We start from the raw sequence: 10,838 nt of genomic DNA on the forward strand, positions 1-10,838 counted from the left end.
GGTTGGAATCGGCGGCCTGCGGGGCTTTTACCTGCGGGTTCTCGCGAGTTGTGTCGGTTTGCATGGGTGGGTGTCTCCACAGTTTCTATATTGTTCAGGCGCCTTTTGGGCGCCCACCGTTCCGTCCACTTGCTCGATGACCCGGGTGGGGATGCGGCATGCGCGCGCATCCGACCGCTCGGGCGTACCGACTTCGGGACAGACTCAGGAAATTGGGGCAATAAGCTTGCCGCTCCCTGGCCGAAGTCAAAGGCTATGGGCGCTGCTGGCGAGCAGGCCCGAAAGCTGTTGTTCTCCAATCTTCCGCTGGAGCGGTTTGGCTGGTGAAACCACCGTTAGTTCAGTAGGAAAAAGCGCTTGAATTTCCGTGCTGAGTTGTGTTTGAGATTTTCGCTCAAACCCAATATCTAGTGGTTTGCTGCATTGGGGATACAAGATAATGCGGTCTTGGGGTCTTTGCAAGGCGAGCGCCTGTGGATAACGTGTGCGTACTTTGTGGGTGAAGAGTGGGTATTCGCTGTAGGCCTTGTGCCAAGAGGTTTGCACTATTTTTCTGCGCCACGCTGCCCCCAGGCAGAAATTTTCAGGGGCTGGCCCTGGCACAAGAAACGGTTCAGTCGAGAGCCGTTCCGGCTGAGGTTGGCAGTGCCCGGTGCGGAACGTAGTATCCGTTGCAAATGTGTCAATTGTGCCGCCCCACAGGCTGAAAAAGAACAACAAACGAAGGCAAAGCCATGGACCATCCCGCCCCGCGCATCCTGATCGTCGAGGACGACCAGCGCCTCGCCGAGCTCACCGCCGAATACCTGCAGGCCAATGGCTTCGAAGTCGCGGTAGAAGGCGACGGCGCCCGCGCCGCGCGGCGCATCGTCGACAGCCAGCCGGATTTGGTGATCCTCGACCTGATGCTGCCCGGCGAGGACGGCCTGAGCATCTGCCGCCGGGTGCGCAGCCAGTACCCCGGGCCGATCCTCATGCTCACTGCGCGCAGCGACGAGCTCGACCAGGTGCAGGGCCTGGACCTGGGCGCCGACGACTACGTCTGCAAGCCCGTGCGCCCGCGCCTGCTGCTGGCGCGCATACAGGCGCTGCTGCGGCGCAGCGAGCCGCCCCAGGCCAGGAGCCAGGCGCTGGCCTTCGGCGAACTGCGCATCGACCAACGGCTGCGCGAAGCCCGCCTTGGCGAGCACCTGATCGAGCTGACCGGCGCCGAGTTCGACCTGCTCTGGCTGCTGGCCAGCAATGCCGGGCGGGTGCTGACCCGCGAGCAGATCTTCACGGCGCTGCGCGGTGTGGGGTATGACGGCCAGGACCGCTCCATCGATGTGCGGATTTCCAAGATCCGCCCCAAGATCGGCGACGACCCGATCCAGCCGCGGCTGATCAAGACCCTGCGCAGCAAGGGCTACCTGTTCGTCGGCGACGCGCCATGAACAATTCGATCTTCCTGCGCATCTACGGCGGCATGCTTGCCGTGCTGGTGCTGGTGGCCTTGCTCGGCGTGCTCAGCCTGCACCTGCTCAACGAAGTGCGCGCCGCCCAGCACCGCGAGCGCCTGGCCCAGGGCACGTTCAGCCTGATGGCCGACAACCTGGCGCAGCAGAACGAGACCGAACGCAAGCGCTCGCTGCTGATATGGGAGCGCCTGCTGGGCGTGCCGCTGGACCTGCAGCCGATGGCGGCGCGCACGCTCGATGGCAGCCAGCGCGCACGCCTGTACCGCGGCCTGGTGGTGGTGGAAAAGACCGGCCCACATGCCGCCTGGGTGCTGCGCAAGGTTGGCCGCGAAGACCTGCTGCTGGTGGCCGAGATCAAGCAGGTCAGCGAGCAGCTGGCGCGCGCCACCCTGTACCTGCTGGCCGACGAGCTGGTGCGCTTCCCGGTGACCGAGCAGCAGCAGCGCCTGGAGGACCTCAAGCACAGCAAGGGCTTCGGTTTCGGCGTTGCCCTGCAACGCCTGGAGCGGGTTGGCCTGGACGATGACCAGCGGCGGCGGGTGGAGGAGGGCGATACGGTCATGGCGCTGGGCAAGGATGGCGATTCGGTCCGCGTGTTCGCCGGCCTGCCCGGCTCGCCCTGGGTGCTGGAAATCGGCCCGCTGTACCAGCTCAACCCTTACCCGCCGCAGTTGCTGGTGCTGATTACCTTCCTCGGCCTGTGCCTGATCGGCCTGGTGGTCTATTTGCTGGTGCGCCAGCTGGAGCGGCGGGTGTCGGGCCTGGAAATGGCCGCCACGCGCATCGCCCAGGGCAGCCTGGAAACCCGGGTACCTGCGGGCGATGCCGACTCGGTGGGGCGCCTGGCGGCGGCCTTCAATGGCATGGCCGAACACCTGCAGCGCTCGTTGAACATGCAGCGCGAGCTGGTGCGCGCGGTGTCCCATGAGCTGCGCACGCCGGTCGCCCGCCTGCGCTTCGGCCTGGAAATGATCGAGAGCGCGCCCACCGAGCAGGCGCGGGCCAAGCACCTGGCCGGCATGGATGGCGACATCCAGGACCTCGACAAGCTGGTCGACGAGATGCTGACCTACGCGCGCCTGGAGCAGGGCGCGCCAGCGCTGAAGTTCCAGCGGGTCGACCTGGATGCCCTGCTCGACCGGGTGATCGAGGAGCTGGCGCCACTGAACGCCCAGGTGCGGCTGGTGCGTGGCCAGTGCCAGGTGCATGACAGCGAAGGCGCCTGGGTCGAGGCCGAGCCGCGCTACCTGCATCGGGCCTTGCAGAACCTGGTCGGCAATGCCCTGCGCCATGCCGGTAGCGAGGTGCGCCTGAGCTACCAGCTGGGCCAGCAGCGCTGCCGCATCGATGTCGAAGATGATGGGCCGGGTATCCCCGAAGGCTTCTGGGACCGCATCTTCACCCCCTTCACCCGCCTCGACGACAGCCGCACCCGTGCCTCGGGCGGGCATGGCCTGGGCCTGTCGATCGTGCGGCGGATCATCTACTGGCACGCCGGCCGGGCTACCGTGGGGCGCAGTGAGGCGCTGGGTGGCGCCTGCTTCAGCCTGAGCTGGCCACGCGAGCAGGCGCCTGACTGAGGGTCAGACGCTGACCAGGCTGAGCAGGTGGCCGCCCTCGAGGCAGAACTGGCCTTCGAGTTCGACGCCGTGCTGCCATTGGGCTGAAAGGTCGGTGAGCAGGCGCAGGCGCGCCAGGCCGTCGGCGGACCACTCCAGCACTTCGGCATGCTCGAAATAGAAGCGTTGCCGGGTCAGCGGATACAGGGTCTTGAACAGGCTCTCCTTGAGCGAGAAGGTCAAGGTGACTGCCAGGCCCAGTTGGCTGCGGTCCAGGCGTTCGAGCTCTGCCGGGGTGAGGATTTCGCCCATCAAGCGCTCTGCGCGGTCGTCGTCGAGCAGCGTTTCCTGATCCAGGCCGATGCCTTGGCAAGCGCCATCGGCAGCGACCACGGCAGCGGCCCAGCCCTTGCCGTGGGTGATCGAGCCATGGATGCCTGGCGGCCAGATCGGCGAGCGGTCTTCGTGGCTGGCGGGCACATAATCGCGGCCATCCAGGCGCTGCAGTGCGGCGCGCGCGCAAACGCGGCCGGCCAGGTACTCGGCCTGGCGCTTGGCTACCGAGCGTTGCAGGCTGGCGCTGGGTGTGATGCCGGCGCGCTCGAAGTCATCGCAGGCCAGAAGGGCCGGGTCGAAGGCGCAGCTGACCAGCACCGCGCCGGGGAGCGGGCGGGGCAGGGGCCAGTGGTGCCGCAGCGGGGCGCAGCAGGAGGGCAATCTGTTCATGGCGGGTATTGTGCCAGCCGCTGCGGCGGTGTGGGAGAGGGGGCTGCTGTGCAGCCCAATCGCCGGCAAGCCGGCTCCTACAGGTTGTCAAAGGCATTGGCCCTCTACTTGAACACTTGCTTGAAGAACGCCTGCATATCCGCCCACGAGCTTTCATCCGCTGCCTTGTTGTAGCCGATGTCCGGCCCGCCATGTTCGCCGTGGCTCAGGCGGTCGGCATCCGGGTTGGTGAAGCCGTGCTTGGCCCCCGCAATGCTGACGAACTGGTAGTTGGCCTTGGCGGCATCCATCTCCGCCTTGAACGCGCTGGCCTGTTCCGGCGTGACCATGCTGTCTGCGGCGCCATGTTCGACCAGTATGTAGGCCTTGACCTTGTCGGGTTGGGCCGGTGTCTGTGTTGCCAGTGCGCCATGGAAGCTCACCACGGCATCGAGCTTTCTCTCCCCGCGCCGTGCCGCATCGAGCACTACCTTGCCGCCGAAGCAGTAGCCGACGGCGCCCAGGCTGCTCTTGTCGGTGTAGGGTTGTTTTTGCAGCAAGTCGAAGCCTGCGTCAAAACGCTTGGCCGCCGCATCCGGGTCTTTCATGGCTTCGGCCATGAACGCCTGGGCATCCTGTGGATGCTCGGTGTGCTTGCCATCGCCATACATGTCGATGGCCAGCGCGCTGTAGCCAAGGGCGGCGAGATCACGCGCGCGGCGCTTGGCATAGTCGTTCAGCCCCCACCACTCATGCACCACGACGATGCCCGGGCGTTTGCCATCGATGGCATCGTCATAGGCGTAGTAGCCGATCAAGCGCTTGCCGTCGGCGTCCTGGTAGGGTATTTCACGGGTCACTACTGCCGCTTGGGCAAGCGCGGCACTGCACATCAGGGTCAAGGCCAGCAGGGCACGCATGTTCACTACTCCTTGTTTTGCAAACGGTTCGTTCAGCCGGGGTTCAGCCAGGGTTCAGCCGCGGTTCAGGGCACCCTGCTTACTCTAGCTTCCAGACCGAAACAGCGCATTCAACTGGAGCTAGAAGCGATGAAAACCTTCAACACCCTGCTCGCCGCCATGGCCGTCTGCGCCGCTGGCATGACCTCCGCCCAGGCCGCCGACGAGAATTTCGCCAGCCTGACCTACGGCCAGACCAGCGACAAGGTACGCAAGTCCGGCCTGCTGCAGAGCAACACCGACAACCTCAACGCCGACGGCATCATCGGCAAGGACGGCACCTGGGGCGCGCGCCTGGGGCGGATCAACGACCAGGGCCGCTACTACGTGACCTACGACAACGTCTCGGGCGACCACAGCGGCCTCAAGCTGCGCCAGGAGAACCTGTTGGGCAGCTATGATCTGTTCCTGCCCGTGGGCGATACCACCAAGCTGTTCGGCGGCGGCAGCCTGGGCATGACCAAGCTGACCCAGGATTCGCCAGGAGCCCGGCGTGACACCGACTACGGCTACGCGGTGGGCCTGCAGGCTGGGGTGATCCAGGAGCTGACCGACAAGGCTTCGGTGGAGCTGGGCTACCGTTACCTGCAGAGCAATGCGTCGACCGAAGTGGCACCCAGCGGCGGGCCGAAGGCCGGTACCCTGCGCCTGACCAGCAGTGCACAGACTTACCTGTCGGCGAACTACAAGTTCTGATGAGCGAGTAGCGTTATCCTTCGCTGGCCTCATCGCCGGCAAGCCGGCTCCCACAGGTATTCCACTGCTTTGAAGACTGTGGAATTCCCCTGTGGGAGCCGGCTTGCCGGCGATGAGGTTGGTATTGGCAACACAAAAAAGGAGAACCGAATGAAATTGCTGGTGGTCGAGGACGAAGCCCTGTTAAGGCACCACCTCCATACCCGCCTGGGCGAAAGCGGCCATGTGGTCGAAGCCGTGGCCGATGCCGAAGAAGCGCTGTACCAGGCCGAACAGTTCCACTTCGACCTGGCCATCATCGACCTGGGCCTGCCGGGCATGAGCGGCCTCGAGCTGATCGCCCGCCTGCGCAGCCAGGCCAAGGCCTTCCCCATTCTCATCCTCACCGCCCGGGGCAACTGGCAGGACAAGGTCGAAGGCCTGGCCGCCGGTGCTGACGACTACCTGGTCAAACCCTTCCAGTTCGAAGAGCTCGAAGCCCGGCTCAACGCCCTGCTGCGCCGCTCCAGCGGCTTCACCCAGTCGACCATCGCCGCCGGCCCGCTGGTGCTCGACCTCAACCGCAAGCAGGCGACCCTGGACGAGCAGCCCCTGGCATTGACCGCCTACGAATACCGCATCCTCGAATACCTGATGCGCCATCACCAGCAGGTGGTGGCCAAGGAGCGGCTGATGGAGCAGCTCTACCCCGGTGACGAGGAGCGCGACCCCAACGTGATAGAAGTGCTGGTCGGGCGGCTGCGGCGCAAGCTTGAAGGCGAAAACGGCTTCAAGCCGATCGACACCGTGCGCGGCCTGGGCTACCTGTTCACCGAGCGCTGCCGATGATTCGCTCGCTGCGGGTGCGCCTGATGCTCGCCGCGGCAGTGCTGGCGCTGCTGTTCATGCTGGCGCTGCTGCCCGCCTTGCAGAAGGCCTTCAGCCTGGCCCTGCAGGAGTCGATCGAGCAGCGCCTGGCCTCCGACGTCACCACGCTGATCTCGGCGGCCCGTATCGAGCATGGCCAGTTGCAGATGCCGGACCTGCTGCCGGACGAGCGCTTCAACCTGCCCTACACCGGGCTGATCGGCTACATCTTCGACCGCGAAGGCCGGCTGGTCTGGCGCTCGCGCGCCACCGCCGACCAGCACATCAACTACCAGCCGCGCTACGACGGGCGCGGCAACGAATTTGCCCGTATCCACCAGGACGACGGCGAAGAGTTCTTCGTCTATGACGTCGAGATCAAGCTGCTCGGCGGCCAGAACGCGGCCTACAGCATCGTTGCCCTGCAGCCGGTGCGCGAGTACAAGCAAACCCTCTCGGGCCTGCGCGAAAAGCTCTACCTCGGCTTTGGCGCGGCCCTGCTGGCCTTGCTGGTGCTGCTCTGGGCCGGCCTGACCTGGGGCCTGCGCTCGCTGCGCCGGCTGAGCCGCGAGCTGGACGACGTGGAGTCGGGGGCGCGCGATGGCCTGAGCGGTGAGCACCCCCGTGAACTGCTGCGCCTGACCGGCTCGCTGAACCGCCTGCTGCGCAGCGAGCGCGAACAGCGCCAGCGCTACCGTGATTCGCTGGACGACCTGGCGCACAGCCTGAAAACCCCGCTGGCGGTGCTGCAGGGGGTGGGCGAAAGCCTGCAGCAGCGCCCGGGCGAGCGCGAGCAGGCGCGGGTGCTGCAGAGCCAGATCGAGCGCATGAGCCAGCAGATCGACTACCAGCTGCAGCGTGCCAGCCTGCGCAAGAGCGGCCTGGTGCGCCATCGCGTGCAACTGCGCCCGGTACTGGAAAGCCTGTGCAGCACCCTGGCCAAGGTCTACCGCGACAAGCGCGTCGAAGCCACCCTGGATATCCCGGTGCAGGCCCAGGTGCCGATGGAGCAGGGCGCCTTGCTGGAGCTGCTGGGCAACCTTTTGGAGAACGCCTACCGGCTGAGCCTGGGCCAGGTGCGGGTAAGCCTGCAGCAAGCGCCGGGGCAGCTCACCCTGTGTGTCGAGGACGATGGCCCGGGGGTGCCGGCCGACCAGCGAGAACGCATTCTCGAACGTGGCGAGCGGCTGGACCGCCAGCACCCGGGGCAGGGCATCGGCCTGGCGGTGGTCAAGGACATCGTCGACAGCTATGACGCCCAGCTCAGCCTCGGCGACTCGCCGCTGGGTGGCGCGGCGTTCTGCATCACCTTCCCGCTCAACTGAGGGTGGCGGGCGGATTCCCGCCATCACCCCCTGTTCAAATTCCGCCACCGGGCGGAAATCCGCCATCAACTCCCGCGCATTCGCCCCCTCATTGGGCATTTTCCTCTAGCAAATACGGCCTCTGCACCCTTCATGGGCATTTTGGCATCGCCCTTGCTATCTCCGTTGGCAGAGGCCTGCCCAGGCAGCTCGAACACAACGACAAATCCCTCCAGGTGCAGGAGGGTTAGCGATTCAGGTGCCCAACCACCCTGGGAAGGGTGAACCGGCACACTCGAGGAAAAATGAGCCATGACGACACGTCAGCCGCTGTACAAATCCCTGTATGTCCAGGTGATCGTCGCGATCACCATCGGTATCCTGCTCGGCCACTTCTACCCGGAAACCGGCGTTGCCCTCAAACCCTTGGGTGATGGCTTCGTCAAACTGATCAAGATGGTCATCGCCCCGATCATCTTCTGTACCGTGGTCAGCGGCATCGCTGGCATGCAGAGCATGAAGTCGGTCGGCAAGACCGGCGGCTACGCGCTGTTGTACTTCGAAATCGTCTCCACCGTGGCCCTGATCATCGGCCTGGTGGTGGTCAACGTGGTCAAGCCGGGTGCCGGCATGCACGTCGACGTCAGCACCCTGAACGCCAGCAGCGTGGCTGCCTACGCCGCCGCCGGCGCGCAGCAGACCACCGTCGGCTTCCTGCTCAACATCATCCCCAACACCATCGTCGGCGCCTTCGCCAACGGCGACATCCTGCAAGTGCTGATGTTCTCGGTGCTGTTCGGTTTCGCCCTGCACCGCCTGGGCAGCTACGGCAAGCCGGTACTGGACCTGATCGACCGCTTCGCCCATGTCATGTTCAACATCATCAACATGATCATGAAGCTCGCGCCGATCGGTGCCTTCGGTGCCATGGCCTTCACCATCGGCCAGTACGGCGTGGGTTCGCTGGTGCAGCTGGGCTACCTGATGGCCTGCTTCTACATCACCTGCCTGCTGTTCGTCCTGGTGGTGCTGGGCGGCATCTGCCGCGCCCACGGCTTCAGCGTGATCAAGCTGATCCGCTACATCCGTGAAGAGCTGCTGATCGTGCTGGGTACTTCGTCCTCGGAGTCGGCCCTGCCACGCATGCTGGCCAAGATGGAGCGCCTGGGCGCGAAGAAATCGGTGGTGGGCCTGGTGATCCCGACCGGCTACTCGTTCAACCTGGACGGCACCTCGATCTACCTGACCATGGCTGCGGTGTTCATCGCCCAGGCCACCGACACCACCATGGACATCACCCACCAGATCACCCTGCTGCTGGTGCTGCTGGTAGCTTCCAAAGGTGCTGCGGGCGTGACCGGCTCGGGCTTCATCGTGCTCGCCGCCACCCTCTCCGCCGTCGGCCACCTGCCGGTTGCCGGCCTGGCGCTGATCCTGGGTATCGACCGCTTCATGTCCGAAGCCCGCGCCCTGACCAACCTGATCGGCAACGCCGTTGCCACCGTGGTGGTGGCCAAGTGGGTCAAGGAAATGGACAACGACAAGCTCGCCTCGGAGCTGGCTTCCGGTGGTGCGCCGCTGATCGACACCCGTCCGACCGACGACCTGGGCGTTGCCGAAGGCCCGGCTCGCTGAGTGTGATGCAGTGATGAGAAAGGCGACCCTAGGGTCGCCTTTTTTTGTGCCTGCTGCGGCCTAGGGCAGCGTTGAACCTAGTGGGAGCCGGCTTGCCGGCGAAAGGGCCGGTTCATTCAACCCGCGTCTCGCCGCTGTACACCAATATCGCCCGGCACCGCCGGCACAGGTAGCGCCGCCCCTGGTGCACCAGCTTGTGCCGCTGCGGGGTGAACGCAAAGTCACTTTCCGGGCACGGGCAGCGGTAGATGTAGCGGGTCGTCACGCGGCGCTGCACTTCGTAGTTGTGGCAGCGATTGGGCGGCAGTTCGTACACCCCGCGCATGATCAGCTGCCACTCCTCGCCATGGGCCTGGATGCGCTCGCCAAACACTTGGTGGGCCACCAGGTGCGCCACCTCGTGGGCAACGGTCTGGCGCAAAAAATCGTCGTGGTTTTCGCGGTACAGCTGCAGGTTGAAGCGCAGCAGGTTCTCGTGCAGGTGGGCGACGCCGGCTTTCTGGCCGCGCAGCTTGAAGCTCACCTGCGGGCGCGGGAAGGGGCGTTTGAAAAAGGCTTCGGCTTGCTGGTAACAGGTTTCGACGCGTTGTTTGAGCAGCTCGGGCATGGCGGGGCAATTCTCCTGACCGGGCATTATGCCGCAACCTCGGCGGTGCTGCCGAGGCCACTGGTCAGCAGGCAGTCAAAGGCCGCCTTGCGGCGGCCCCTGGCTTGATGCCCCAGTGTTGGTTGGATCTAGTTGGTATACACAGGCCCCACGCCCAAGCCCCAGATGATCACGGTCGCCGCCATGATCGCCACCAGTACCACAAGGCCCACCGCCAGCACCGAGCTGGAGAACAGGAAGCCTTCATCCGATGGGATGTTCATGAAGGTCGGCAGGCCGACATACAGCAGGTAAACGGTGTAGCAGATGGCGGCAGTGCCCACCAGCATGCCCAGCCACAAGTGCGGGTAGAGCGCCACCAGGCCGCCGAGGAACAGCGGGGTGGCGGTGTAGGTGGCGAAGGCGATGCACTGGGCCAGGGATGGGTTGGCGTCGTAGGTGCGGGCCATCCAGTGGATGAATGCGCCCATTACCGCCACCCCGGCGAGCATCGCCAGGTAGGACATGACGCTCATCCACAAGGCGCTTTCCAGGGTCAGCATGACCGCCGGCCGGCCACCGATCACCCAGCCCACCTGGGTGGTGCCGATGAATGCCGAAATGGCGGGGATCGCCGCCAGGATCAGCGTGTGCGTCAGGTACATGTGGCTGATGCTTTCTTCTTCCCCGCGAATCTCCCGCCATTCCTGGTCAGGATGAGTAAAAAGCCCCACAACGTGATGAATCATGCCTGTCACTCCTCTCTGTGTTGCCAGTCGCCCCCCAGATGGAGCGCAAGCGGCCCGAGGCCAGGGCACCGAAGCGAGCGGTAATGTGGCCTTATGTCGCAGTATAGGAAGCCGTTCCCAGCATAAAACCGGCTTTTTAGAGCAAATTGCGCTGTCAGTGGCACTGCTGATTACATTGAAGTCTTTATCGGTTAGCCCTACAGCCGCGCCTGGTTTGTGCGTAAAATAGCCGCCTTTTGTCACACCTCGCGGATTCAAGCGCTATGGGCACCCTCTCGGTCAACCAGAACAAACTGCAAAAACGCCTGCGTCGCCTCGCTGGCGAAGCCATCACCGACTACA

At 64.8% G+C, this 10,838-nt stretch carries 11 protein-coding genes; 7 read left to right on the forward strand and 4 right to left on the reverse strand.

What is annotated here, in order from left to right; genetic code table 11:
- Positions 1-734: 734 nt before the first annotated feature.
- Both B3E94_RS18320 and B3E94_RS18325 read left to right on the forward strand, forming a co-directional pair.
- Positions 735-1,433 (forward strand): response regulator transcription factor, encoded by a 699-nt coding sequence (locus B3E94_RS18320; protein WP_286914591.1) that lies wholly within the window; start codon positions 735-737, stop codon positions 1,431-1,433.
- Positions 1,430-3,037: an ATP-binding protein gene (locus tag B3E94_RS18325; protein ID WP_286914592.1), complete on the forward strand. Its 1,608-nt coding sequence runs from the start codon at positions 1,430-1,432 to the stop codon at positions 3,035-3,037. The genes B3E94_RS18320 and B3E94_RS18325 overlap by 4 nt, the downstream gene beginning before the upstream one ends.
- A 3-nt stretch (positions 3,038-3,040) precedes the next feature.
- Here B3E94_RS18325 and B3E94_RS18330 read toward each other — a convergent pair whose 3' ends face one another.
- A complete protein-coding gene (locus tag B3E94_RS18330; protein ID WP_286914593.1) occupies positions 3,041-3,742 on the reverse strand; it encodes a 4'-phosphopantetheinyl transferase family protein in 702 nt (233 codons plus the stop codon).
- Between the two features lie 104 nt (positions 3,743-3,846).
- Complete coding sequence (locus tag B3E94_RS18335; protein WP_286914595.1) at positions 3,847-4,641, reverse strand: dienelactone hydrolase family protein; 795 nt, start codon at positions 4,639-4,641, stop codon at positions 3,847-3,849.
- 129 nt (positions 4,642-4,770) lie between these two features.
- Here B3E94_RS18335 and B3E94_RS18340 point away from each other — a divergent pair, with 129 nt between their 5' ends.
- The 4 genes from B3E94_RS18340 to B3E94_RS18355 all read left to right on the forward strand — a co-directional run bounded on the left by B3E94_RS18340 (position 4,771) and on the right by B3E94_RS18355 (position 9,161).
- Entirely contained in the window at positions 4,771-5,376 is a 606-nt protein-coding gene (locus B3E94_RS18340) for an outer membrane beta-barrel protein (protein ID WP_176511453.1), read from the forward strand.
- 150 nt (positions 5,377-5,526) lie between these two features.
- Complete coding sequence (locus tag B3E94_RS18345; RefSeq protein WP_176511454.1) at positions 5,527-6,204, forward strand: response regulator; 678 nt, start codon at positions 5,527-5,529, stop codon at positions 6,202-6,204.
- Positions 6,201-7,547 (forward strand): ATP-binding protein, encoded by a 1,347-nt coding sequence (locus B3E94_RS18350; RefSeq protein WP_286914597.1) that lies wholly within the window; start codon positions 6,201-6,203, stop codon positions 7,545-7,547. The genes B3E94_RS18345 and B3E94_RS18350 overlap by 4 nt, the downstream gene beginning before the upstream one ends.
- Before the next feature lie 291 nt (positions 7,548-7,838).
- Positions 7,839-9,161 (forward strand): dicarboxylate/amino acid:cation symporter, encoded by a 1,323-nt coding sequence (locus B3E94_RS18355; RefSeq protein WP_176511456.1) that lies wholly within the window; start codon positions 7,839-7,841, stop codon positions 9,159-9,161.
- A gap of 112 nt (positions 9,162-9,273) precedes the next feature.
- Here the strand turns inward: B3E94_RS18355 and B3E94_RS18360 are convergent, their stop codons facing one another.
- On the reverse strand, positions 9,274-9,768 hold the full coding sequence (locus B3E94_RS18360) for a SprT family zinc-dependent metalloprotease (protein ID WP_176511457.1): 495 nt from the start codon (positions 9,766-9,768) through the stop codon (positions 9,274-9,276).
- A gap of 128 nt (positions 9,769-9,896) precedes the next feature.
- The gene (locus B3E94_RS18365) at positions 9,897-10,496 is read right to left on the reverse strand and encodes a Yip1 family protein (RefSeq protein ID WP_176511458.1); all 600 of its coding nucleotides are present in this window, start codon (positions 10,494-10,496) and stop codon (positions 9,897-9,899) included.
- A gap of 263 nt (positions 10,497-10,759) precedes the next feature.
- On the opposite strand from B3E94_RS18365, the gene B3E94_RS18370 reads away from it, so the two are divergent.
- Positions 10,760-10,838 (forward strand): hypothetical protein (locus B3E94_RS18370; RefSeq protein WP_286914598.1); only part of this gene is annotated, 79 nt, incomplete at its 3' end.

It is taken from the genome of Pseudomonas sp. UBA6315 (genome assembly GCF_002438125.1).
Taxonomy (GTDB): domain Bacteria; phylum Pseudomonadota; class Gammaproteobacteria; order Pseudomonadales; family Pseudomonadaceae; genus Aquipseudomonas; species Aquipseudomonas faucium.

What these genes read in the sequence shown, in the direction of transcription:
- B3E94_RS18330 (WP_286914593.1), bottom strand. Translation starts at nt 3,742, where the DNA reads ATGAACAGATTGCCCTCCTGCTGCGCCCCGCTGCGGCACCACTGGCCC.
- B3E94_RS18325 (WP_286914592.1), top strand. Translation starts at nt 1,430, where the DNA reads ATGAACAATTCGATCTTCCTGCGCATCTACGGCGGCATGCTTGCCGTG.
- B3E94_RS18340 (WP_176511453.1), top strand. Translation starts at nt 4,771, where the DNA reads ATGAAAACCTTCAACACCCTGCTCGCCGCCATGGCCGTCTGCGCCGCT.
- B3E94_RS18360 (WP_176511457.1), bottom strand. Translation starts at nt 9,768, where the DNA reads ATGCCCGAGCTGCTCAAACAACGCGTCGAAACCTGTTACCAGCAAGCC.
- B3E94_RS18350 (WP_286914597.1), top strand. Translation starts at nt 6,201, where the DNA reads ATGATTCGCTCGCTGCGGGTGCGCCTGATGCTCGCCGCGGCAGTGCTG.
- B3E94_RS18365 (WP_176511458.1), bottom strand. Translation starts at nt 10,496, where the DNA reads ATGATTCATCACGTTGTGGGGCTTTTTACTCATCCTGACCAGGAATGG.
- B3E94_RS18345 (WP_176511454.1), top strand. Translation starts at nt 5,527, where the DNA reads ATGAAATTGCTGGTGGTCGAGGACGAAGCCCTGTTAAGGCACCACCTC.
- B3E94_RS18335 (WP_286914595.1), bottom strand. Translation starts at nt 4,641, where the DNA reads ATGCGTGCCCTGCTGGCCTTGACCCTGATGTGCAGTGCCGCGCTTGCC.
- B3E94_RS18355 (WP_176511456.1), top strand. Translation starts at nt 7,839, where the DNA reads ATGACGACACGTCAGCCGCTGTACAAATCCCTGTATGTCCAGGTGATC.
- B3E94_RS18320 (WP_286914591.1), top strand. Translation starts at nt 735, where the DNA reads ATGGACCATCCCGCCCCGCGCATCCTGATCGTCGAGGACGACCAGCGC.